Here is a 23,161-nt window from a genome sequence, read left to right as displayed (position 1 = left end):
CGAGTCGGCGCGGGGGTGGTTGCGGGGCACCTACCCGAACTTGCCGGTGATGTAATCTTCGACGCGGTCGTGTTCGGGGTCCTCGAAGATGGTCGTCGTGTCGTCGTACTCGACGAGTTCACCGCCGGTGAGGAACACCGCCGTCCGGTCGGAGATCCGAGCCGCCTGCTGCATGTTGTGCGTGACGATGATGACCGTGTACTCCTCGGCGAGGTCGTCGATCAGATCCTCGATCTTCGAGGCTGCGACCGGGTCAAGTGCTGATGTCGGCTCGTCCATCAGAATGACCTCTGGGTCTGGTGCTATCGCCCTGGCGATACACAGCCGCTGTTGTTGCCCGCCAGAGAGGTCGAGTCCAGAGGAGTCGAGCTGGTCGTTCACCTCGTCCCACAGCGCCGCTCCCTTGAGCGCCTCTTCGACGCGGGCGTCGATATCGCCGCTGTATCCCTGGATCTCGAGGCCGTACGCGACGTTGTCGCGGATCGACTTCGGGAACGGGTTCGGCTTTTGAAACACCATCCCGATCTTCCGGCGGAGGGCGACGGGGTCGACGTCGTCGTCGTACACGTTCTTCCCACCGAAGGTGACGTCGCCCTCGACGCGACAGACGTCTATCATATCGTTCATCCGGTTGATACACCGGAGGAACGTCGACTTGCCACAGCCCGAGGGACCGATGAGTGCGGTCACGCGCTTTTCGGGAATCTCCATCGAGACGTCGTCTATCGCCTGCTCGTCGCCGTAGTAGACGTCGAGGTCGTGTGCGGCGACCGCGGTGGGTGCCGGACTACCGTTCACGGTCGCGTCGGTCTGAACCTCCGTCGTGATGAGCGAGTCGCTGGCGTTGCGGTCGGTTCGTTCTCGGTCGGTGCGGTCGTCGACGTCTTCTCGTGCGTTGCTCATGGTTACTCGCCTCGCTCTGCGCGGTTGCGCAGCAGTATCGCCGTGCCGTTCATGCCGATCAGGATCACGAGCAGGGTAATGACCCCCGCCGCGACGACGCCGTAGCGGAACTCGGCCTGCGGGAATCCCGCCCAGGCGTAGATCTGCATTGGCATCGCGCTGAACTTGCTGAACAGACTGTCGGGAGCGTTGAACACGGTCGTCGCCGCCCCGATCATGATGAGCGGGGCCGTCTCGCCGATCGCCCGACCGAGCGCCAGGATCGTGCCGGTCAGAATCCCGGGGAGCGCCTCCGGAAGGACGACGTTCTTCGTCGTCTGCCACCGCGTCGCACCCATCGCGTCCGAGCCCTGCCGCAGATCGTCTGGAACCGAACGGATCGCCTCCTGTGCGGAGATGATCGTGATCGGTAAGATGAGCAGCGACAGCGTCAGCGATGCGGTCACCGCGGTCCCGAATCCGAACCCGAGCAGGTTCGCGAACAGCCCGAGCCCGAGCAGGCCGTACACGACCGACGGGATCGCCGCCAGGTTCGCGATGTTGATCTGGACGAGTCGTGTCAGCGACCCGACGAGTCCGCCGCCGGCGGTGTACTCCTCTAAGAACACCGAGGTGCCCACGCCGAGCACGAACGACAACACGGCGACGAGCGCGATGATGATCACGGAGCCGACGATAGCGGGATACAAGCCCGCTTCGACGGCGTTTCTCGAGGGTGCTTCGGTGAGGAACGCGCCGTCCAGCCATGGGGTGGGCGCCCCCAGTCCGAACGTCTCGACGACCAGCGCTCCCACGAGCGCGCCACCGACGACAACGACCGGGAGCGTCAGTCCGGTGAGTCCTCGGCCCTGTTCGATCACGCGGTGGAGGTAGACGGCACACGGCACGCCGACGAGCGTGAGTACCAGGATCGACACTGGGCCCGTCGGACCCATGAGTCCGCCGATGGCGGCGACAAGCAGTGGGACACCCCCGGCGACGAGCCCAGATCGTCTACTCGAGCGTGAGGCGACGAGCCAGCCGCCGACGGCCGCGATCGGAACGGCGAGCGTCCAGAGGTAGATGTACGGGGTCGTCGGATACGTTCGGACGACGTCTCGGAGCAGCACGGCGCCGACGACGCCGACGACGAGCAGCGGGGCCGCGGCCGTCACCGCCCGCGGAGTCGACCGAGCCGTGCCGTACGCGTACGACAGGGCGGCCGGCACGACACCGAGGGTGTACGCGAGAAACCACAACCGCGGGTCGAACACCAGAAACAGCACCCCGAGTGCGAGTCCGATCGCCGCGCCGCCGAGCAGTCGCCCGACGAGGCCGAAGCCGACCTGGCCAGCGTGACCGCGGGCACCGACGTAGGTCACGTAGCCGGTCACCGGAACACCGACGGCGAAGAGGTACGCGAGCTGCCACGAGAGCCGGGGTATCGGTCTGACGAGCGCCTCGACGGCGGTGAAGCCGGCAGCGACGACGACGAGCCCACCGCCGAGCACGCCGAGCACGCGTCGTGTCAATTCGCGGTCGGCCGCGCTGTACAGACAAAACGCGAGGTAAGGACCAATGAGCGTCACGAAATACGTCAACAACCAGCCCGGACTCGCACTCGTCAGGTCGAACGCGTCGATCGTGACGTACACCAACAACACCGCGAGCGCGAGGATTCCGAACACGGACGCCGCAAGCGACAGGTACTCGAAGACGACGCCGCGCACCCGGCTCACCTGGCCGAAGACCTCGACGTCGCGCGTGTCAGTCGCCATCAGTACTCCTCTCTGTATCGTTCCGCGATGATGTCACTGAGTACGTTCATCAGCAGGGTGACCACGAACAACGTCAGGCCGAGCGCGAACATCGCGTCGTACGGGAGCGTCCCGCCGACGAGGTCGCCGCCGGCGATCTGGACCATCGCGACGGTGATCGTCATCCCCGAATCGAGCAGGACGTCGGCCGGATTGACGAGCGGGATGCCGAAGGCGAGTTCGCTGACCGCCGGCATACGCGCCTGTGCGCCCATCGCGACGACGACGATCATCGTCTCGCCGATGGCACGTGAGACCGCGAGGATGTACGAGGAGGCGATACCGGAGATGGACGCCGGAACGACGATCGCCGTCGACACCTCGAACTTCGTCGCGCCGAGGCCGTACCCGGCCTGTCGGAGCGAATCCGGGACCGCACTCATCGCGTCTTCGGATATCGACGACACCATCGGTATCGTCATGATCCCGACCATGAGCGACGCCGACAGGGCGTTGAACGTGCTCATTTCCGGAAACAGCGTCGCTTTCAGCGCCGGGGTGACGTACACCAGCGCGAAGTAGCCGTACACGACGGTCGGGATGCCGGCGAGCACCTCAAGGAGCGGCTTGAGAATCGCGCGTGCGTTCGACGACGCGTACTCGCTGAGGTAAATCGCGGTCAGCGTGCCGACCGGAAGCGCGATGAACGCCGCGGTCACGGTGACGACGAGCGTTCCGATCAAAAGCGGCACGATGCCGAACGTCTGGCCGCCACCGCGCGGGTTCGGGCTCCAGTCGGTACCCCCGAGATACTCCAGTATCGGTACCTCGGCGAAGAACACGAGGGCGTCCGACAGCAGGGTCGCGAAGATAGCGACCGTCGTGAGCAGCGTGAGCGCCGCGCACGCGGCGAAGAACCCGCCGTACGTCCCTTCTTTCAGTCGTGTGAGCCCGCTCCGTCTCGTGAGGTCCGGACCCGCTGTGCGCTCTGTCACAGGTGTGGGGGTATGGAACGCTGTCGTAAATCAATACACCGGTTCATCGCGGCGATCAGCCCTGCGCCTGTTCGATCGCGTCCTCGAGGGTGCTCATCTGCTCTTCTTGGGTCGCTTCGGTAGCGGGCACGTAGCCGACGTCGCCGGCGACGAGATCCTCGTTTGTGGTCTGCTCGACGAAGTAGCGGGCGAACGCGGCGACGTGTTCCTCACCGAGCGAGGAGACCGACGGGTAGGTGAAGAGCGGCCGCGAGAGCGGCGTGTACTCGCCGTTCGACGCCGTCTCGAGGCTTGGCTCGACCGGGCCGTCGCCGTCGTCGATCCCGAGCGCCTTGAGCTGGTCGGGGTTCTGGAAGTAGTACGCGAACCCGAAGTACCCGATGGCGTACTCACTGCCGGCGACGCCCTGTGCGATCGTGTTGTCCTGCTCGGTCGCCTGGTAGTCGTCGGTGTGGCCGCGCTCGCCGAGAATCGCCTCGATAAAGTAGTCGTACGTCCCGGAGGTGTCGGCGGCACCGTACCGCTCGATCTCCTCGTTCGGGAACTCCTCACGGACCTGGTCCCACGTCTCGACGGCGTCGGACTCCCAGATGGTCGCGAGCTCCTCGACGGTGAGCGAGTCGATGAAGTCGGCCTCGGGGTTGACCACGACGGTGAGTGCGTCCGTCGCGGCGACGAGTTCGACGTACTCTACGCCGTTTTCGGCACACAGCTCCTTTTCTTCGGCTTTGATCGGCCGACTCGCGTTGTTGAAGTCGGTCTCACCGACACAGAAGAAGTTCGCGAAGCCGCCGCCCGACCCGGTCGAACTGATGTCGATCGAGACGTCCGGATTCGCTTCGGAGAAGTCCTCCGCGACGGCCGTCATCAGCGGGAAGACGGTACTCGACCCGGCGATGTTGATCGACCCGGAGAGCCCCGCGTCGGCGCTCTCGCTCGCGTCGTCGGAGCCGGCGTCGCTCGAGCCATCGCCGCTCGAGCTACCCGAGTCACCGCCCTCGGTCTCGGTACAGCCGGCGAGCGCGAGTGCACCGGCACCCGCGAGGGCTGCGAGTGATCGGCGTCGAGTGATCCCGTCTGCGGTCAGGGGCTGGCTTGATGCCATCACCGCACGCTCGGGAAAGGGAGAGTAAATACGATGCTATGAGACATATACTACGGGATGTAGTGAGCGGTAGCGGTATATATTTCTATATATCTTTTGAGCGCGCCAGGCTGCCGACGCGCACCACGTCGCGTACAACCCGGAGAAAGAGTATATAGCGGTACCCTGACGACAAGATGTCCACGAACGGCTCATATAATTAGCTATACCGCCGACCGGAAAGTGATGGGTGTGATGCCGACCGACTCCGACGACGACCCCGGCGCAGATCCCGTGGCGGACCCCACGTCGGTGCTCGAGGGGGCACGCGAGACCGTCCGCGTGGAGCGGCGACGCACGGCCGACGAACGGGCGGCCTTCGCGTCGTTCCGGTCTCGGCTCGACGCAATTCCCGCGACGACGGCGGCGGGCGTAACGGCAGACCGGCGGTTCGACGGGCCACAGCCGATCGGCTACGAGACGCCACGAATGGGAACCGAGCTGCTGGCCGTTCGAGACGCCTACCAGTCGACGGTCATGTCGGTACCGCACTACGAGGAGGAGTACAACGACACCTACGCGGCGAGTCTTGCCGCCGAGTTCGGCCCGGAACTCGCGGCCGCGCTCACCCGCGAGTCGGCCCTCCACGAGCACGTTCGGCGATCGGTCCTCGATCAGACCACCGCAGCGATCGAAACCCGCGACGAGTTCGAGACCGTGCTCGAACGAGAACAGGCGTCGGTGCGGGCCGCAAGCGAGGAGCTCCGCTCGCTGGACGACTCGGTCGCATCACTCGGCGAGACGGCGGTCGATCGGCTCGATTTCGGCGGGCTCGACGCTCACCGAGCACGCCTCGAGGTGCTCGAGCGTCGGTGTGACGAGGTCGCGACGACGCGCCAACGAGAGCGAGTCGCCGTCGAGCAGTCGATGCACTTCGACGGAGAGACCGATGACGTCCAGACGTACCTCTACCAGGACCTTCCGGTCACGTATCCGGTGTTGGCCGCGGTCGCTGCTGTCGGCCGTCGGATCGATGCGGTGCGCCGCGACGTCGAACGCGCGATCATCGAGGTCGCCGGCGACGAGGCGTGAGCACGGATCCAGATCGGTAGCGACGCGTCGACCTACTGCGGCAGGTGTACACGATCGGGTCGGGACGACGCCCACGCTACCGGTGTGCGTCGAGTCCCGCGTCGGGTCCGTCGACGATCTCGTAGCTCTGTTCGCTCCAGCCGTCTTCGACGAAGACGAAGACCCGTCCGCCCGCAACATCGGGATCGGCCGTCACGCGGTTGCGCTGCCCCTCGCGACCGACGATGACGCCTGGGAACACCTCGTCGGTCTCGCCGTCGGCGACCACGACGCGACCCACACCGGAGTCGCGGAGGATCGACTCGTCGGTGCTGTAGTCGTTGACGTACGTCACCACGCCTTCGGTCTCGGTCGGGTCGGTCACGAGCACGTGGGTCTCCTTGCCGGGGCCGGCCGTCACCGTCCCCTCGACCGACTCTGGAACGCCACGATACAACGTCGTCCGACCGTCGAGGTACTCGACGACGACTCCCGCGTCGACGAGGTCGATGCCGATGGAGGTCGGGGGCACGTCGCTGCGTGTGGACGCAGACATGCCGTCGGATGCGGGTGCGACGGGCAAAAGGCCCTCGTTCGCCGCGGGCGGGTCGTTCGCGGCAACCGCTAACGCTTTAGGTCCGCTCGCCGCGAGTGGCGACATGGATGGACGGGCGACCGCACTCGGCGCGGGGACCGTGTTGAACGCGCTCGCGACGGGGACGGGCTCGTCGTTCGCGCTCGACGTCGAGACCAGCGCGACGGTCGAACTCGACGCCACCACGGACGCGGTCACCGGCACCATCGCCGAGGAGCCGAACGGCGACACCACCCTGATAGAGCGCTGTGTCGCCCTCGCGACCGAACGGTGGGGTGACGGCGAGGGCGGACACGTGCGGACCGAGAGCGACGTGCCACTCGCTGCTGGCCTCAAGAGTTCGAGTGCGGCCGCCAACGCGACCGTCCTCGCGACCGGTGCCGCGCTCGGACTGACTATCGGCGACGACCCAGACGACCCGGCCGTCGACGTCACCCGACTCGCGGCCTGTCGGCTCGGTGTGCGCGCGGCCCGCGAGACGGGCGTGACGGTCACCGGCGCGTTCGACGATGCGACCGCCTCGATGCTCGGTGGCGTCTGTCTCACCGACAACGACGCCGATGAGCTTCGGTCGCGGGAGACGGTCGACTGGGACGCCCTCGTGTGGACGCCTCCGACGCGCGCGTTCAGTGCCGACGCCGACGTCGGTCGGTGTGCGGCGGTCGCGCCGATGGCCGACCTCGTCGCCGACCTCGCCGCGGCCGGCCGCTACACCGAGGCGATGACGGTCAACGGACTCGCCTTCTCGGCCGCGCTCGGCTTCGACGCCGACCCCACGGTCGAGGCGATGCCCCACGCGTCCGGCGTCTCGCTGTCGGGCACCGGACCGAGCGTGGTCGCGGTTGCCGCGGAGGCGGACCCGACCGCCGACCTCGACGCGGTCGCCGAGCGCTGGGGCGATCGCCCCGGCACACTGCGACGAACGACGACACGAACCGACGGTGCCACCATCGACGACACCCCATGAGCTCAGAGACACCCACCCCGGAGGAGATGACGCTCGACGAGTTGCGCGAGGAGATCGAGGCCATCGACCGCGAGATCGTCGAACTGATCGCCCGCCGAACGTACGTCGCCGACACCGTCGCCGAGGTGAAAGCGAAGCGCGACCTGCCGACGACCGACGAGTCACAAGAGACGCGCGTGATGGACCGCGCCGGCGCCAACGCCGAGCAGTTCGACGTCGACGCGAACCTCGTGAAAGCCATCTTCCGGCTGTTGATCGAATTGAACAAAGTAGAGCAACGAGAGAGTCGGTAGCGCAATCGAGGTGGAGACTCAGTGGTACCGCCTCGTCGACACAGCCGTCGTGGGTCCGTTGAGTGAACCGACAACCGGGTGAATCTGTTCCGGAACCGAGACGGTGCAAATCTGGTCGAGCCGAATTGACGAGTCCGTCCCAAGCGGTGATGCGTCTGCTTCGACGAACGCCTCGGACGGATACTCGCGGTAGGTTCTCGTGGTGAGTCTCCGTGACGGGCGCGAGGACGATCGCGCTGGCGTCTCGATGTCCGACGCCGATTCGACCAGTCCCGACCACCAGACAGCCGAATTGGGCGGTGGCGCGCGCCCCGCGAGGTCGCCGCAGGCGGACTCGCGGGCGCGTGCAAGGGACGAGCGAGGTGGCGAAGCCACCGAGTGAGTCGGCTGGGGAGGGCGTGGCTAAGACGTCCGTGTGACAGGGAGTCTCGAGAGCGTCCGTGCTCGCCCGGCGTGTGCGATCGGAGCGATCGGAGCAATCGGGGGAGGGCATGAGTATCGGTCCCGTACGTCGAGCACTTCTGTGACTCGCGGCGATACGGTGTCGGTACGCGTGCGTCGAGCACGACCGCACGGCAGCCGGGCACCAGGTACCGCCACACCCTCCCGGGGCGATCCTGTACATTGTGATGGCTGTATGACTGAGACGACCGCGCGACCGCCGGGCACTAGTTACCGCCACGCCCTCCCCAGCCGATTCGCTCGTCGCCCACGGGCGACTCGCTCATCCCTCGCACGCGCCCGCGAGCCCGCCTCCGGCGCGCTCACGGGGCGCGCGCCACCGCGCGGCTCGGCTGTCTGGCGGCGCGTCCGACTGGTCGCGTCGCGCTCCGACGCCCAACGTTTATACTCGAAACGCCCCCGATACCGGTATGCGACCGCTACGAACGTTCCTCGACCGACCGGCCGAACCGACCGACGCGCTCGGTGCCGACCGTCCCCGCGTCGACTCGCGATGACGGCGCGTCGGCTCCGGTTCACCGCCCCGCGGACGGTCGACGTCGAACGGATCCCCGATCCGACGCCGGGACCGGAGGAGGTCCGCGTCGAGACGACCCGCTCCGCGATCAGCTCCGGCACCGAGCGGTTGGTGTACCGCGGGGAAGCCCCGGACGACCTGCCGGCGGACCCGGCGCTCGAGTCGATGGACGGCGACCTCTCGTTTCCGCTCGCGTACGGCTACGCCGCGGTCGGCGAGGTCGATGCGGTCGGCGAGGACGTCGACCCAGAGTGGCTCGGCCGGCGGGTGTTCGCCTTCGAGCCGCACACGAGCGCGTTCACGGCCGACCCGTCGGCACTCGAACCGGTTCCACCCGCCGTCTCGGACGCCCAGGCGACACTCCTCCCGACCGTCGAGACCGCGGTTACGTTCCTGCTCGATGGGCACCCCCGCGTCGGCGAGCGGGTCGGGGTCTTCGGCCAAGGGATGGTCGGACTCGCCACGACTGCCCTGCTCGCCGCCTCACCGCTCGGAGAGCTCGTCACGGTCGACGCCTGTGCCGCCCGCCGGACGCTCTCCGAGCGGCTCGGCGCCGACGCGTCGATCGAGTCCGGCGAGGAGGCGGTCGACCGGCTCCGCGCGGGCGACCCGGCCGGCCGCGACCTCACCTACGAGCTGAGCGGGGCCCCGGCCGCGCTCGACGACGCCATCGCCGCGACCGGCTACGACGGCCGGGTGGTCGTCGGGTCGTGGTACGGGACGAAGCCGGTCGAACTCGACCTCGGCGGGACGTTCCACCGCGACCGGATCGATGTCTCGAGCAGCCAAGTGTCGACGATCGACCCCGCGCTTCGTGGGCGCTGGTCACCGAGCCGTCGGCTCGACGTCGCCTGGGAGTGGCTCGAGCGACTCGACCTCGAGCCGCTGCTCACCCACCGGGTCGACCTCTCGGCGGCCGGCGAGGCGTACGAGCTGCTCGAGTCGTCGCCGAACGAGGCCGTCGGCGTCCTGTTCACCTACTGAGTGCCGTCTCGTAGCAGGCCCGGGCGGTCTCGTCTTCGCGCAGACAGACCGTCGCCTGCTCGATCCGGGCCGTCTCGACGCCCTCGAGCAACCGGTCACAGAACACCCGCGCGAAGCGCTCGACGCTCGGATTGTGCCCCGCGAACTCCGGCTGGTCGTTGAGCGTGACGTCAGTGTACGTCGCCACGAGCTCGTCGACCCGGGCGGTGAGGTCGTCGATGTCGACCAGGTAGTCGTGATCTGACAGCGTCGAGCCGGCGAGCTCGACCGACACCTCGAACCGGTGTGAGTGGAGCTCGTTTTCGGGCCCGCAGTCGGGGACGGTCAGGTAGTGCTGTGCGACGAACCGGCGCGAGACGCGAACCGTGTACACGGCTCCGGCTTGGCCCGCGCGATCAAAAGCGTGTCCCTCGCCGGCGAGCCGTCCGTGCGGACGCGGCTCCGTCGAAAGGGGTTTTCACCTCGGCTACACACACCGATCGATGGCCTCGACAGAGCCCGCCGGCACCGCCGCACGCGTCGACGCCCGGTGGGGCCCCCTCGTCGTCCTCTGGGCGATTCCGACGGTCGCCGGCGCCGCAACGATCACGGCACAGAGCGGCGCTCGTGGCGTACTCATCGGGGTCGCCGCCGGTTGCGTCGTCGCCCTCGCGGCCATCCGCGCCGCCCTCGTCGACGCGGAGTCCCGCGTCGGTTCGGAGCCGCTGACGGCTGCGACGGCGCTGACGGTCGCTCGCGCCTCGGCCCTCGCGCTGCTGGGTGCGTCGCTCGTCGCCGGCCCGTCCGCTGGCCTCCACCCGTGGTTCGCCGGGGCGACGTTCGCGGTGGCCGCCGCCGGCGACGCGGTCGACGGCGCGGTCGCCCGAGCCCGTGATGCGGTCACCGCGCTCGGTGGCTCGCTCGACGCCGAAGTCGACGGAGCGACCGTCCTCGTCGGCGCGACCGTCGCGGTCGCCGCCGGGACTGCCATCACGCCGTTCCTCGCCGTCGGCCTCGCTCGGCCACTCTTCTCGTGGGCGCGTCGCCGCCGCCGGCGACGTGGACGTCCAACCCACGACCTCCGGCCGAGCCGACTTCGCCGGCCGGTCGGAGCCGTGACGATGGTCGCGACGTGGATCGCGGTGTCACCGGTGGTCAGCACTGAGACGAGCCGTCTCCTCACGGCCGTCCTCACGGTCCTGGTCACCGCGTCGTTCGCGCGCGACTGGCTGGTCGTGAGTGGCCGGCTGTGATCCGGTCACGAGGTCCGCGGTCACGACTCACGGAGCGCCGCTACGACTCGCGACGGTACAACACGGCGAGTGCACCGATCAACACGACCTGTGCGAGTTTGTCGACTCCCGAGGTCGGCGTCACTGCTGGCGGGGCGGGGAGTCCAGGACTGTTGAGCGCGTACCACAACGCGATCTGGCCGGCAGTGAACGGGATCCCGAGGAGGTACACCGTCGGTCGAAACCGGTCGACCACGACGAGCCACACCCCGCCGACGAACCCGGCGGCCGCGACGAGAAACGACGCCCCCATCACCAGCGACACCGTCGCCCCGGTCTCGAGCCCCGAGAGGAGAAACTGCCCACCCAACATGAGGTGGACGAGCGCGCTCACGAGGGCCGCGACGATACCGATCCAGTGTGTCCGACCGAGCGCCCCGGCTCGACCCGCCGTCGTAGGCGCCTGCTGTGACCCTGCCATGTGTCGTGTAGACGCTCGACACACATCGACCTTTGGCCGCCGACCCACGACGTGTCGACCGGACGCCCGCAGAAATACCGGGGGAATCGGCACCCCGCTCCGGTGTCGACCCGAGCGACGCGCCTACAGCGATAGACGCTCCACGTCGACTTATACTCGCGTCAGACGTGCGCGCGCCGCGCGCGACCGGCTCTCGCGCCGGCGCCCGTCGGTTCGCGTGCCGACGCTCGGCCGTTCGTGTCCCGACGCTCGATCGTTCGCGCGCCGGAACGCCGATATGTGTGGCCGTGAACTACCGCACGTGAGTTTCGCGGACCTCTTTACGCGAGCAGTAGCCGACTATCCGGCCGTCGACACCGAGGCGATCCGCCGAACCCTCGCCGAGGAACGGACCGACCCGTCCCGTCCGGACGCGCCAGACACGGCCGACGCCACGCAGTACGACCAGTTCGACGGCGACCCGAGCCCCGCGCGGGTCGTCGCCGACGCCGACGTGCTGGCGGCGGACCTCTTCGTCGACGGCCACGCGCGGGCCGCGCTCGACCTGCTCCGGAGCCACTCGTGGACGACGCTCGTCGCCAGCGACCCGCTGGTAGACGACCTCGAAGTGGTCGTCGCGGCCCTCGCCGACCCAGGGCTCGCACGCGACTGGCGGGCGCAGGTCGACCGCTGGCGGACGCCCGTCTCACACCCCCCCGGGGACCACCCCGCGCTGTCGTCGGCGTACCGCGGCGGCGCGATGCAGGTTATCTCGCTCGACGCTGCCCTCACCGGCCCGCACGCAGCCGCCGGCCTCCGTGACCGTCTGCCGGTGAGCGTTCGTGAGCCACGCGCGTTCGAGACGGTGTTCTCGCCCGCACGGCTCTACCCCGAGGTCGCCGACGGCTCGTACTCGGGTCCAGACCGGGATCCCCGTTCGTGGTGAGCTGTGCGAGCCGGACCACAGGTCTCGGCCTGCCAGCCCACCGCCTCATCGATCCGCGTACCACTCGGCGAACGTTTCGAGTGCGCGGCCGCGGTGTGAGACGGCGTTTTTCGCGGCCGTCGACATCTCTGCGAGCGTCTCACCGTCGTGTTCGAAGATCGGGTCGTAGCCGAACCCCCCGTCGCCGCGCGGGGCGACGATCCGGCCCGGAACGGCACCCTGGAACAGTTTGACCGGCAGACCGTCAGTCGCCGGCGCGGGCTCGGTTGACCCCGCCGCCGACGTCCCGTCCGTGTCCCGCGTCGGCCCGGCAGCCGCGGCCGCGCTTCGGTCGCCGCGGTCTATCGGGTCCGGCGTGGCGGCGAAGTCGTCCCCATCACAGTACGCGAGCGTACACCGAAACGCGGCGCGTCGGTTCTCGAGATCGCGGGCGACCTCCCACACCCGGTCGATCCCGAGCGTGTTCTCGATGTACGACGAGTAGGGACCGGGGAAGCCGTCGAGCGCCTCGATAAAGAGTCCCGCGTCGTCGACGAGGACGGGACCGCCCGCCTCGCGGTACGCCTCTCGGGCCCCACGTGCCGCGATCGGCGCGAGCGAGTCGGCCTGTATCTCCGTGTAGTCGAAATCGAGCTGGCGCACCGTCCCGTCCGCGAGGTACGTCTCCGCCTCACGGACCTTCCCGGCGTTCGTCGTCACGTACCTGAGCATGTCGTCGCTGGGGCCGCCGTCGACGAATAGCCGTCGGTCGCCGTCGACGATAGCATGGATCGTCGGGTACGGCACACGCCGCGCAACTCCGTCACTCGACGATCGTCCGGAGCGTCTCCTCAGTCAACAGCGTGGTAACTCCGAGTGCCTCGGTCGTCATCCACCCGAGAAACGCGACGTACATCGCGAGGAAGACGTAGCCCTCTTCGGTGGTGAGTTCGAAGTCCGTCGCAGCTAAGACCACGACGACGAGCGTGGTGTAGAACAAAAACAACAGCAACGGCACGGACGTGAGAAAGCCGATGGAGACGCCGCCGGCGAGGATGACGCCGATAGGGAGTGCCGCGACGAGATTGAACGTGTTCGTTCCGAAGACGTTCGCGACCGCCGCCCGCTGGTCGCCGGCCTCGCCCATCTTCACGCCGACGAGCAGGTCGGGAAACGAGCTCATCGCTGACAGCACGGTCACGGATATCAGGAACGGGGGCGCGCTGAGCGCGTCTGCGATCTGCACCGTCATCCCGACCATCGACTCGACGCCGGCGAGCACGATGAGTAACCCGGCCGCGAACAGTCCCACCTGTTTTGGAACGTTCGTCGACGCCGTCCGCTTCCGGTCTGACGTGCCGCTTTTGCCGCCGACCAGTAAGACGACGTACACGCCGTACAACACGAGCAGGCCGACACCCATCTGTGGGGTGATCTGCGCGCGTTGTTGTCCGTCAGTTCCGAGGACACCGAGCGCGATCACGCCGAACAGGCCGAGAACGGCGACCGTGTAGAAGATGGCGTCGCGGTAGACGATCCCCTGTGTCGTCGTCGTGTCGCCGCTCGTGATCGTGACGGCACTCGGAATGACGAGAATATTGAACACCGCCGTCCCGATGAGTGCGCCGGCACCGACGCCAAAATCGCCGAGCACAAGCACCGAGATGATGATAATCGCAAGCTCAGGGAACGACGTCGCGGCCGCGACGATGAGTCCACCCTGGATGGCTTGAGAGACGCCGAAGTGGTCGCTGATCTTTGAGGTCGTCGACTCGACGATGTTTGCGCCTCCCCAGGTCAACAGGAACCCAATCGTACCCAACACGATCCACACGGCGAGCGACTGGTCGCCGATGAGTTCCTGAACGAGGGTCACGTCACGCTTCTATCTCCGGGGTCGATTAGGACTTTCGGAGGGCAAAACACCCCGGCCCTCGTACAGTTCAGTCCTGGGTCCCTGACGAGATGCCGTCGTACAGCCGAAGAGAGTCGATTCGGCGGTCGACCATCGCTGCAATACCAGCAACGAGTGGCTTCCCAGTCGCGACCGCACGGCGAGACGCGACCGGTTCTTCACCGCCTGCGAATGGAACTACTCTGACGATCGTTCCGTCCGAGTCAGCCCCCGTCCGGTCCGGCCGCCCGCTCGGTTGCGGCCTCGACGACCCGTGTCGCGAGCGCCTCGAAGTCGGCGGCCTCGGGAACGACGTCGGCCGTGAGGCCACAGTCGGCCGCCGTCGCTGCCGTCGGCGGGCCGATCGCGCCGACGACGGCGTCGGTCGCCCCTGCCACCGCCTCCTCGCGCACGCCCCGGTCCGTGGCGGCCGCGAGAAAGTGCTCGACGGTGAGCGAGGAGGTGAACGCCAGCCCGTCGAGGTCGCCGGCGGCGGCCAGTTCGGCCGACTCGCCGGCGGCTGCCGGGCGCTGAAGCCGGTACAAAACCGTCTCCGTCACCCGAGCGCCCGCGTCGGCGAGCCCTTCGAGGAGGACCGCACTTCCGTGATCCGAGCGAGCCACGCTCACGTGTTCGCCCTCGACGCGTCCCCGAAGCGCCGACACGAGACCCGCAGAGGTGTACTCCTCGGGCACGACGTCGACCGACCACCCGGCCGCACGCGCCGCCGCGGCGGTCGCCGGGCCGATAGCGACGAGGGTCCGCCCGCCCGGGTTCCATCCGGCTTCCGCGGCGAGTTCGACGCCCGTCTTGCTCGTGAAGACGACGATGGGAGCGTCCGCGGGTGTCGCGCCCGTCGGGTCGACGGCGAGCATCGGGTCCGGAAGGGGCGTCGCTCCGAGCGACTCGAGGAAGTCGGCGGCTCGGTCGATGCGTTCGTCTGCGGGTCGGAACACGGCGACCACCGGGGAGGCGTCGTCGCTCACGACGGCTCACCGTCGCCGCCGGTCGGTTCGCTGCTCGACGTTCCTGCGTCGTCTCCCGTCGAGTCCGTGTCGTATCGGTTCTGGAGGAAGTCGACGACGCGGTCGCGGGTCGCGGCGACCGCGCCGATCACGGTGATCGCCGGCGGCTCGATCCCGGCCGTATCGCGCACGTCGACGATCGTCTCGAGCGTCCCCGTCGCGACGGCCATCCCGGGCCAGGTCGCGCGCTCGACGAGGGCGACCGGGGTGTCGGCAGCGAGCCCGGCGTTCCGTAGTTCGGCCACGTACGCCGGGAGCTTGCCGACGCCCATCAACACGACGATCGTCCCGCCGGTGGCCGCGAGCGCCTCCCAGTCGACGGCCGACTCGTCTTTCGTCGGGTCCTCGTGGCCGGTGACGAACGAGACCGACGAGGTGTACTCGCGGTGGGTGACGGGGATGCCGGCGACCGCGGGGCCGGCGATCGCGGAGGTGACCCCCGGAACGATCTCGAATGGGATCCCGGCGTCGGCGAGGTGCTCGGCCTCCTCGCCGCCGCGGCCGAAGACGAACGGGTCGCCGCCTTTCAGCCGCACGACGCGTTGTTTCTCGCGCGCCAGCTCGACGAGCCGCCGGTTCGTGTACTCCTGTGGCGTCCACTCGCCGCCGGCGCGCTTGCCGACGTCCTCGCGTCTCGCCTCGGGGATGCGCTCGAGGATCGCCGGCCCCGGCAGCTTGTCGTGGAGGACGACGTCGGCCGTCTCGATCAGCCGCGCCGCCTTCACGGTGAGTAGGTCGGGATCGCCCGGGCCCGACCCGACGAGGTACACGACTCCCTCCTCGGCCGTCTCGGTGGCCGACGCCGGCTCAGACATCGGCACTCTCCTCGGGTCGGCTCCCACCGTCGTCGTGCTGCTCGCCGTCTGCCGTCTCTCCTTTCGCGGGCTCCGCGTCGGCCGCGGCGCGTGCAGCCGCGATCAGGTCGCTCGCGCCGCGATCGGCGAGGTCGGCCGCGAAGGCCGCGGCTGCGCTCGCGTGCGACTGGATCGGTAGCTCACGCGTTTCCGCCACCTCCTCGGTGCCGTCGGTCGAGAGCACTCGTACGCGGGTGTGGACGCGTTCGCCTTGCACCCGCGCCGAGACGCCGATCGGCGCGATACACCCGCCGTTGAGTTCGGCGAGGATCGTCCGCTCAACCGTCGTCGAGACGCGCGTCCGTGGGTGGTCGACCGCCGACCGAACCGCCTCGATCACGTCTGGGTCCGTCGCGGTCACCGCGATCGTCCCCTGCCCGGCCGCCGGAACGAACTCGTCTCGCGGGAGTCGAGTCGTTCGGTCCGCGTCGTAGAGGTCGGCCCGGCGAAGGCCGGCCTCTGCCAGCACGAGCGCGTCGTACGCGGTCTCGACGCGCCGCTCCATCGCCGCGCGCTCCAGCTCGGAGCGCGCGTCGAACCACTCGTCGACGGTCTGCTCGAAGGACACCTCGTCTGAGGAGTCGTCGGTGCCGTCCCCGTCAGTTTCGGGGGCTTCCTCAAGCGTGCCGGCGGCGATCAGTCGTCGCTCGTGTTCGGCCTGCAGCCCGGGCGCAAGTAGCTTCTCGAGACGGGTGTCGACGTTTCCGCGGATCGGCTCGACCGTGAGGTCGGGCCGAGCGGCTTCGATCTGTGCGGTGCGCCTGAGCGACCCCGTCCCGACCACCGCGCCCGCTGGGAGGTCGGCGAGTGCGGCCCCGTCTGGGTGGACGAGGACGTCGCCAGCGGCCGCTCGTTCGGGGACGCCGGCGACGACGAGCTCGTCGAGCCCCTCCGTCGGGACGTCTTTCATCGAGTGGACAGCGAGGTCGGCGTCGCCGGCGCGCACCTCCTCGTCGAGGGCGTGGACGAACGCCCCGATCCGCCCGAGCTGATGGATCAGCTCGTCTGGGATCTGGTCGCCGCGGGTTTCGACCCGGCGGATCTCGACGTCGCGACGGCGGGTCGAAAGCGCGTCGCGAACGGTCGCGGCCTGCCGGAGCGCGAGCGCAGAGCCCCGGGTCGCGAGCGTGAGCGTTTCGGTCATACCTCCACGGAGACGCTCGGCGTTCAAAAACGCACCAGTTCCCGCGCCGTCGCGCTCACCGTCCGGACCGAAGGTGTGTTAGTGGTAGAGCCCGTTATGTCGACAATGGAAGCACCCGAACAGTATCCGTTCGACGTGGCAGCCCTCCGCGCGGATTTTCCGATCCTCGAGCGATCGGTCGGGGGTGACCCGACGACTCCGGGCGAGGGGCCCGACGACGACGTCGACCTCGTCTACCTCGACAACGCGGCGACCTCGCATACGCCCGATCCGGTCGTCGAAACGATCGCGGACTACTACCGCACCTACAACAGCAACGTTCACCGCGGCATCCACCAGCTGAGCCAAGAGGCGTCGGTGGCCTACGAGGATGCCCACGACACCGTCGCCGACTTCATCGGCGCTGCGGGCCGCGAAGAGGTGATATTCACGAAGAACACGACCGAGGCGATGAACCTCGTCGCGTACGCGTGGGGACTCGAGACGCTCGGACCCGAGGACAACGTGGTGCTCACCGAGATGGAACACCACGCCTCGCTCGTCACCTGGCAGCAGATAGGCGCGCGCACCGGCGCGGACGTCCGCTACATCGAGGTCGAAGCCGACGGCACCCTCGACATGGACGACGCGGCGGCGAAGATCGACGACGACACCGCCATGGTGTCCGTCGTCCACATCTCGAACACGCTCGGGACGGTGAACCCGATCCGCGAGCTCGCGTCGATGACCCACGCACACGACGGACTCATCTTCGCTGACGGCGCGCAGTCGGTGCCGAATCGCCCGGTCGACGTCGTCGACCTCGACGTCGACTTCTTCGCGTTCTCGGGGCACAAGATGTGTGGCCCCACCGGCATCGGCGTGCTCTACGGTCGACAGGCGCTGCTCGAGTCGATGCAGCCGTACCTCTACGGCGGCGAGATGATCCGGAAGGTGACCTTCGAGGAGTCGACGTGGGAGGACCTGCCGTGGAAGTTCGAGGCTGGGACGCCCTCGATCGCCCAAGGGATCGGCCTCGCAGCTGCGATCGACTACCTCGAGTCGATCGGTCTCGAGCGAATCGAAGCGCACGAGGAGCTGCTCGCTGAGTACGCACACGAACAACTGAGCGACCTCGACGGCGTCGAGATCTACGGTCCCGGCGGCGACGAGCGCGGCGGGCTCGTCGCGTTCAACGTCGACGGGGTCCACGCGCACGACCTCTCGAGTATCCTCAACGACTACGGCGTCGCCGTCCGCGCGGGCGACCACTGTACCCAGCCGCTGCACGACAAACTCGGCGTGGCCGCCTCCGTGCGCGCCTCGTTTTACGTCTACAACACCGTCGAGGAGGTCGACGCGCTCGTCGAGGCGGTCACCGCGGCTCGCGACCTCTTCGCGTGAGTCGCTGACGCGGTCGACTCTCACTCGACGGAACGCTTTTGCCGGCGACAGGCCTAGCTCGGACAGCAATGGGACTTGGCTCGGACATGTACCGGCAGCAGATCCTCGACCACTACAAGAACCCCCGAAACTACGGAGAACTCGAGGACCCAGACTTCACCCACGTCGGCGAGAACCCCTCCTGTGGCGACACGATCCAGATGGAGGTCGACCTCGCAGACGACGGCGAGACGATAGCGGCGGTCCGGTTCACCGGCGACGGCTGTGCGATCTCGATGGCAGCCGCGAGTATGCTCTCTGAGGAGCTGCACGGGATGACGACCGACGAGTTGGACGGGCTCGACACCGACGACGTCACCGATCTGCTCGGAGTCGACGTCTCCCCGATGCGGATCAAGTGTGCCGTGCTCGGCCGACAGGTGGCCCAAGACGGCGCGAAGATCCACGCGGGCGAACTCGACCCCGACGCCGAACGAACCATCACCGAGGAGTGAGCGCCGGTCGGCCGACCCCGCCGAGCTTTTGCTCGTGAGCCCCGTCCGGTCGCTCATGAGCGACGAGTTCGACAAGGAGGCCGAACGCGAGAAGCTCCGGAAGAAGTTCGCCGAGGACGAACGAAAACGCGAACACACCCAGCGGCTCTCCGAGCTACTCCTGCAGGGCGCCACGATGACCAATCGCCACTGTGAGACGTGCGGTGACCCGATCTTCCGTCACGAGGGCCACGAGTTCTGTCCGACGTGTCACGCGACCGAGGACGGCTACGAGGTCCCCGTCGAGACGCCGGCGGCCGCAGACGACGACGCGACGGGCACCGCCGAGAGCGACGCAGGCGAGAGTACCACCGACGCGGCGGGGACCGCCGAAAACGACGCAACCGGGAGCGCGACGACGACGAGAGACGCGGACGTCACTACCCCGGCCGACGCCGAGTCTCCAGTCTCCGGTGCCGTCTCCGAGGCCACGGAAGACGGCGCCGCCACAGGCGAGCCGACGGCTCCCACATCACACGTCGCGGAAGCAGAACCGGAGTCCACCCCACCCGAATCCGACGCGGCCGTCACACCACCGGCCAGCGGTGCCGGGGCTCGACGGGCGAGCGCGGACGTCGGCGACGTGACGGCCGCCCGCGACGCCGTCGTCGAGACGCTGACGCGGTTCGCCCAGGCTGCGGCCGAAACCGACGACCCTCGGCGGGCCCGCGAGCGGCTCGCTGCGGCGAGAGAAGCAGCAGAGACGCTCGCGGCGCTCGACCGCTGAGACGAGTTCGCACGGATACGTCAGGCTCCGACGATCACGCTCGACCACTCTCGACCGCGCGTTCCATCTCCGCAGCGAGCGTCTCGGCGCGGTCGGCGTCGCTCGACTCCGCGTAGATCCGGATCTTCGGCTCGGTCCCGGAGGGTCGCACGAGGACCCAAGCGTCGCCGTAGTCGAGCCGGTATCCATCCGTGGTGTTCGGCGTCGCGTCCGCGGCCTCGACGAAGGCCCGGGCGGCCGCGAGCATCTCGTCGCGCTCGGCGGCGTCGTCGTACGACACGTTGACCCGGACGAAGTGGTAGTCGGTGTACGGAGCGAGCACCTCGCTGACGCTGGCGCCACCGGCCCCGGCGAGCAGCTCGAGGAAGCGCGCCCCGATGTAGGCGCCGTCTCGTGAGAGCCGGTACGGAGGAAAGAACACCCCGCCGTTTCCCTCGCCGGCGATGGGAACGTGCACGTCTTGATCGTCGAGTTCACGCGTACGCGTGATGATGTTCGTCGCACCGATCGGTGTCAACTCGAGGTCGGCGTCGTTGGCCGTACAGACGTCGACCAGCCGCTGTGAGACGTTGACCGCGCTGACGACGGCGTCGCCGGGCGTGAGCGTGTCGTCGGCGAGCGCCGCGAACGAGGTGTCCCCGTCGACGACCGCACCAGTCTCGTCGACGAAGACGGCTCGGTCGGCGTCTCCGTCGTGGGCGATCCCGACATCGGCGTCGGTGGTCGCCACCAGCCGCGAGAGCGCGGTGAGGTTGGCTGGAACTGGCTCCGACTCCCGCCCCGGAAAGTGCCCGTCTGGGGTCGCGTTCACCGTTCGTACTGCACACCCGAGTTCGCGGTAGACCCGCGGCGAGGTCGCCGAGGCCGCGCCGTGACCGGGGTCCACGACCACGGAGAGGGCCGCGTCGGCGATCGCATCACCGTCGACCGCGTCAACGAGCTGGTCGACGTAGCCGTCTTTCACCCCGTCGACGTGGCGCTCGCTCCCGGCGGCCTCCCACTCCGCCGTGGCGTAGTCGTCGTCGAGCACCCGCCGTTCGACGCGCTCTAAGACGTCGACGGAGAGCTCGACGCCGTCGGCCCCCACGAGTTTCACGCCGTTGAACTGCGGCGGGTTGTGTGAGGCCGTCACGAGAACACAGGGGCGCGCCGTTGCCTCACAGTACTGCCCGACAGCAGGGGTCGGGACCACGCCGAGCCGGTCGACATCACAGCCGACGGCCGCGAGGCCGCTCGCGGCCGCGTTCGCGAACAGCTCCCCCGTGGTGCGGGTGTCGCGGGCGACGGCCACGCGGTCGGCTCCCCACACCGACCCGGCCGCCTTCGCGATGTCGAGGACGAGCTCCGGCGTCAGGTACCGGAGCGCGACCCCGCGAATGCCGCTGGATCCGAACAGCTCCATACGCGAGCATGTGCTGCCGGACGGGAAATCGGTTCCGAACGACTCGCCTCGGTGTCGGCTCCGGTCGACGGTCGCCGTACACTCGTCGGGTTCAAGCCGGTCCACGTCGTACGGTACGTGTGACTCGACACCGACGCGAGCTCCTGTCTACGGTCGGCGTGACCCTCTCGACGGCCGTGCTCGGCGGCGTTGCAGGCTGTCTCGACACCGCCGCCGGAGACGGTCCACAGGGCCCGACGGGCACGCCGGCGACGCTGTCGTGTGCCGACGACGACTTCGTCCGGCTCTCGCCGCCGGTCGGCGACTCGATCGTGACGCGCACGGTGGAGACGTCGTCGACGAGCCTCGAACTCGCCACGGAGGGGACCGCAGAGACGTACGGCCAGTCGCTCCGGCTCGTGCTCCGAAACGCCGGCGACCAGCCGGCGACCACCCGTGGCGAACACGCGTACGCAATACAGCGCGAGACCGCGGCCGGGTGGCGCGACGTGCGCGGCACGACGGCCGAGACGGCCCCTGACCTCGCCGGTGACCCCCAGACGCTCGCGGGGGGCGACACGTACAGCTGGTCGTTCGAGCTCACCGAAGCGGGCATCGCGGCCGCCAGCCCCGGCGAGGCCGTCGACGTCTGTCCGCCGCTGGGGCCCGGGTCACACCGGTTCGTCTACTGGGGACTCCCGGCGTCACCGTCCGTTGCCGTCGAGTTCGATCTTATCGGGTGAGCGAACGGTGCTCACTCCGGCTCAAAGTGGCGTCCACGGCGATGGCTCCCCGAGTCGGTCGCGGACGCGAAACTCGCGGTCGTCGTCGACGCGCGTCTCGACGACGGTCTCGAACGGCTCGTACAGCGTGTGGACGACCCGTTCGTCGTGCGCCGTCGAGCCGACGACGCCGACGAACGGCCATCCCTGCCCGGAGGCCTGTGAGGCCAACACGCGGGTGAACTGGTAGATCCGGTCCGGGTCCCAGTACTGGAGGAGTTCGGAGAGCGAGTAGACGCCGACCGCACGGTCGGTGCCCGCGGAGGACTCGACGACGTCGGTGAACTTGACACCGATGGCGGTGAGATCGCCCGGGTTCTTCACGTACTTCGTCGTCGCGGTGTCGTCGCCGTCAGTACCTTGTTGGCTGCTCTGACAGTCGACGACGACGAGGTCGTCCGGCGACCGCCCGGTCAGTCGCTCGTAGTCGTCTCGAACCGTCTCTGCGGTGCGTCCGGTCGAGACGAGGATCGGCGCGTCGGCCCACCGGGCCAGCAGTCGAACGCACAGGTCGTACTTCCCGCTCATCGGTGGCCCGCTGACGAGCACGCTGTCGGCCGCGGCGACAGCGTCGGGAACCGTATCCATGGGTTACACTTCAGGCGTCCCGGGTAAAACCGTTCCGAGACCGCTCGTCGCTCCGACGTGGGCGTCGACGCGTGCCGCCCCGGGGCATGGTCGAACCGTCGCGGCACGCCCGACGATCGGCACCGCGGGCAGCGCCGCCGGCACCGCGGTGGCGGCCTCGACGGTGACGGCCACGCTCACGTCGGCGTCGCCACGTCGGTCGTCTCGGCGGTGACGCTCGGTGTGACCCAGACGACGAATCGGTCGTCGGCAGTGACGATCCCGTGGACGCCAGGATCGTCGGCCGCGGTCCCGTCGTCGACGGCTGCTGGCTCGACGTCTCTGACCTGGAACACCTCGTCGACGATCCAGCCCACGGTGCCGCCCGCTCGTACCTGCTCGTCGTCGAAGACGACGATGCGCTCCCGTGTCCCCGTCGCGTCGATCGAAAACAGCGTCTTCGGGTCGACGATGGTCGTCGTTCGGCCTCGAAGGTCCATCACCCCCTCCACGTGTGGCGGCGCGTTCGGGACGCGAGTCAGGTCGCCGGCGTCGACGATCTCGTCGATGACGCCGATGTCTAAACAGTAGGTCTCGTCGCCGAGCGCGAACTCGAGCACCTTCGTCGGCTCCTCGTCGACGTCGTCTGTAGCGTCCATACCTCCGTT

Annotated in this window: 25 protein-coding genes; 10 read left to right on the top strand and 15 right to left on the bottom strand. The window is 68.5% G+C overall.

Going from position 1 to position 23,161, the window contains the following annotated elements; all coding sequences use genetic code 11:
• Positions 1-30 precede the first annotated feature (30 nt).
• From pstB to ACNTAO_RS09240, 4 genes are read right to left on the bottom strand one after another with little or no spacing between them, the layout of a single operon-like run.
• Entirely contained in the window at positions 31-903 is an 873-nt protein-coding gene (gene pstB, locus ACNTAO_RS09255; protein WP_435161711.1) for a phosphate ABC transporter ATP-binding protein PstB, read from the bottom strand.
• Between the two features lie 2 nt (positions 904-905).
• Entirely contained in the window at positions 906-2,660 is a 1,755-nt protein-coding gene (pstA, locus tag ACNTAO_RS09250) for a phosphate ABC transporter permease PstA (protein WP_435161710.1), read from the bottom strand.
• Positions 2,660-3,634 (bottom strand): phosphate ABC transporter permease subunit PstC, encoded by a 975-nt coding sequence (gene pstC / locus ACNTAO_RS09245; RefSeq protein WP_435161709.1) that lies wholly within the window; start codon positions 3,632-3,634, stop codon positions 2,660-2,662. The genes pstA and pstC overlap by 1 nt, the downstream gene beginning before the upstream one ends.
• Before the next feature lie 55 nt (positions 3,635-3,689).
• Entirely contained in the window at positions 3,690-4,739 is a 1,050-nt protein-coding gene (locus tag ACNTAO_RS09240) for a PstS family phosphate ABC transporter substrate-binding protein (RefSeq protein WP_435161708.1), read from the bottom strand.
• A gap of 234 nt (positions 4,740-4,973) precedes the next feature.
• On the opposite strand from ACNTAO_RS09240, the gene ACNTAO_RS09235 reads away from it, so the two are divergent.
• Positions 4,974-5,810 (top strand): DUF7260 family protein, encoded by an 837-nt coding sequence (locus ACNTAO_RS09235; RefSeq protein WP_435161707.1) that lies wholly within the window; start codon positions 4,974-4,976, stop codon positions 5,808-5,810.
• A 76-nt stretch (positions 5,811-5,886) separates the two neighbouring features.
• On the opposite strand, the gene ACNTAO_RS09230 is transcribed toward ACNTAO_RS09235, so the two are convergent.
• Entirely contained in the window at positions 5,887-6,345 is a 459-nt protein-coding gene (locus ACNTAO_RS09230) for a DUF5796 family protein (protein ID WP_435161706.1), read from the bottom strand.
• 103 nt (positions 6,346-6,448) lie between these two features.
• Between ACNTAO_RS09230 and ACNTAO_RS09225 the strand changes: the two genes are divergently transcribed.
• The 3 genes from ACNTAO_RS09225 to ACNTAO_RS09215 all read left to right on the top strand — a co-directional run bounded on the left by ACNTAO_RS09225 (position 6,449) and on the right by ACNTAO_RS09215 (position 9,607).
• Positions 6,449-7,351, top strand: coding sequence for a shikimate kinase (locus ACNTAO_RS09225; RefSeq protein ID WP_435161705.1), 903 nt, complete (start codon positions 6,449-6,451; stop codon positions 7,349-7,351).
• Complete coding sequence (locus ACNTAO_RS09220) at positions 7,348-7,644, top strand: chorismate mutase (protein ID WP_435161704.1); 297 nt, start codon at positions 7,348-7,350, stop codon at positions 7,642-7,644. Before ACNTAO_RS09225 ends, ACNTAO_RS09220 begins: the two co-directional genes overlap by 4 nt.
• Before the next feature lie 955 nt (positions 7,645-8,599).
• Positions 8,600-9,607: a zinc-dependent alcohol dehydrogenase gene (locus ACNTAO_RS09215; protein WP_435161703.1), complete on the top strand. Its 1,008-nt coding sequence runs from the start codon at positions 8,600-8,602 to the stop codon at positions 9,605-9,607.
• Here ACNTAO_RS09215 and ACNTAO_RS09210 read toward each other — a convergent pair.
• On the bottom strand, positions 9,597-9,980 hold the full coding sequence (locus tag ACNTAO_RS09210; RefSeq protein WP_435161702.1) for a 6-pyruvoyl trahydropterin synthase family protein: 384 nt from the start codon (positions 9,978-9,980) through the stop codon (positions 9,597-9,599). The two genes, ACNTAO_RS09215 and ACNTAO_RS09210, sit on opposite strands and share 11 nt — an antisense overlap.
• A gap of 109 nt (positions 9,981-10,089) precedes the next feature.
• On the opposite strand from ACNTAO_RS09210, the gene ACNTAO_RS09205 reads away from it, so the two are divergent.
• Complete coding sequence (locus ACNTAO_RS09205; RefSeq protein WP_435161701.1) at positions 10,090-10,839, top strand: CDP-alcohol phosphatidyltransferase family protein; 750 nt, start codon at positions 10,090-10,092, stop codon at positions 10,837-10,839.
• Between the two features lie 40 nt (positions 10,840-10,879).
• On the opposite strand, the gene ACNTAO_RS09200 is transcribed toward ACNTAO_RS09205, so the two are convergent.
• Positions 10,880-11,299 carry a DUF7475 family protein gene (locus ACNTAO_RS09200; protein ID WP_435161700.1) on the bottom strand — a complete coding sequence of 140 codons (420 nt, stop codon included), beginning with the start codon at positions 11,297-11,299 and terminating at the stop codon, positions 10,880-10,882.
• 301 nt (positions 11,300-11,600) lie between these two features.
• On the opposite strand from ACNTAO_RS09200, the gene ACNTAO_RS09195 reads away from it, so the two are divergent.
• Positions 11,601-12,224, top strand: coding sequence for a DUF7384 family protein (locus ACNTAO_RS09195; protein WP_435161699.1), 624 nt, complete (start codon positions 11,601-11,603; stop codon positions 12,222-12,224).
• 45 nt (positions 12,225-12,269) lie between these two features.
• Here the strand turns inward: ACNTAO_RS09195 and ACNTAO_RS09190 are convergent, their stop codons facing one another.
• The 5 genes from ACNTAO_RS09190 to hemC all read right to left on the bottom strand — a co-directional run bounded on the left by ACNTAO_RS09190 (position 12,270) and on the right by hemC (position 17,120).
• Positions 12,270-12,935: a non-canonical purine NTP pyrophosphatase gene (locus ACNTAO_RS09190; protein ID WP_435161808.1), complete on the bottom strand. Its 666-nt coding sequence runs from the start codon at positions 12,933-12,935 to the stop codon at positions 12,270-12,272.
• Positions 12,936-13,026: 91 nt separating this feature from the next.
• Positions 13,027-14,079, bottom strand: a complete 1,053-nt coding sequence (locus ACNTAO_RS09185) for a sodium:calcium antiporter (RefSeq protein ID WP_435161698.1) — start codon at positions 14,077-14,079, stop codon at positions 13,027-13,029.
• Between the two features lie 242 nt (positions 14,080-14,321).
• Entirely contained in the window at positions 14,322-15,083 is a 762-nt protein-coding gene (locus tag ACNTAO_RS09180; protein WP_435161697.1) for a uroporphyrinogen-III synthase, read from the bottom strand.
• Positions 15,080-15,937: a uroporphyrinogen-III C-methyltransferase gene (gene cobA / locus ACNTAO_RS09175; RefSeq protein ID WP_435161696.1), complete on the bottom strand. Its 858-nt coding sequence runs from the start codon at positions 15,935-15,937 to the stop codon at positions 15,080-15,082. Before cobA ends, ACNTAO_RS09180 begins: the two co-directional genes overlap by 4 nt.
• Complete coding sequence (gene hemC / locus ACNTAO_RS09170) at positions 15,930-17,120, bottom strand: hydroxymethylbilane synthase (RefSeq protein WP_435161695.1); 1,191 nt, start codon at positions 17,118-17,120, stop codon at positions 15,930-15,932. The genes cobA and hemC overlap by 8 nt, the downstream gene beginning before the upstream one ends.
• A gap of 105 nt (positions 17,121-17,225) precedes the next feature.
• Between hemC and ACNTAO_RS09165 the strand changes: the two genes are divergently transcribed.
• From ACNTAO_RS09165 to ACNTAO_RS09155, 3 genes are all read left to right on the top strand, one after another.
• On the top strand, positions 17,226-18,503 hold the full coding sequence (locus tag ACNTAO_RS09165) for an aminotransferase class V-fold PLP-dependent enzyme (protein WP_435161694.1): 1,278 nt from the start codon (positions 17,226-17,228) through the stop codon (positions 18,501-18,503).
• Between the two features lie 68 nt (positions 18,504-18,571).
• Entirely contained in the window at positions 18,572-18,997 is a 426-nt protein-coding gene (locus tag ACNTAO_RS09160; RefSeq protein WP_435161693.1) for an iron-sulfur cluster assembly scaffold protein, read from the top strand.
• 55 nt (positions 18,998-19,052) lie between these two features.
• On the top strand, positions 19,053-19,763 hold the full coding sequence (locus ACNTAO_RS09155; RefSeq protein ID WP_435161692.1) for an Sjogren's syndrome/scleroderma autoantigen 1 family protein: 711 nt from the start codon (positions 19,053-19,055) through the stop codon (positions 19,761-19,763).
• A 34-nt stretch (positions 19,764-19,797) separates the two neighbouring features.
• On the opposite strand, the gene glmM is transcribed toward ACNTAO_RS09155, so the two are convergent.
• Positions 19,798-21,165 (bottom strand): phosphoglucosamine mutase, encoded by a 1,368-nt coding sequence (glmM, locus tag ACNTAO_RS09150; protein WP_435161691.1) that lies wholly within the window; start codon positions 21,163-21,165, stop codon positions 19,798-19,800.
• A gap of 119 nt (positions 21,166-21,284) precedes the next feature.
• Between glmM and ACNTAO_RS09145 the strand changes: the two genes are divergently transcribed.
• Positions 21,285-21,887, top strand: coding sequence for a hypothetical protein (locus tag ACNTAO_RS09145; protein WP_435161690.1), 603 nt, complete (start codon positions 21,285-21,287; stop codon positions 21,885-21,887).
• Positions 21,888-21,908: 21 nt separating this feature from the next.
• On the opposite strand, the gene ACNTAO_RS09140 is transcribed toward ACNTAO_RS09145, so the two are convergent.
• Both ACNTAO_RS09140 and ACNTAO_RS09135 read right to left on the bottom strand, forming a co-directional pair.
• The gene (locus tag ACNTAO_RS09140; RefSeq protein WP_435161689.1) at positions 21,909-22,514 is read right to left on the bottom strand and encodes a DUF7504 family protein; all 606 of its coding nucleotides are present in this window, start codon (positions 22,512-22,514) and stop codon (positions 21,909-21,911) included.
• 176 nt (positions 22,515-22,690) lie between these two features.
• The gene (locus ACNTAO_RS09135; RefSeq protein WP_435161688.1) at positions 22,691-23,152 is read right to left on the bottom strand and encodes a chemotaxis protein CheW; all 462 of its coding nucleotides are present in this window, start codon (positions 23,150-23,152) and stop codon (positions 22,691-22,693) included.
• Positions 23,153-23,161: the final 9 nt, after the last annotated feature.

Source organism: Halorubrum zhoui (genome assembly GCF_051194155.1).
GTDB lineage: Archaea > Halobacteriota > Halobacteria > Halobacteriales > Haloferacaceae > Halorubrum.
Note: the sequence above shows the minus strand (reverse complement) of the source record. Positions and strands in the feature narration are given on the sequence as shown.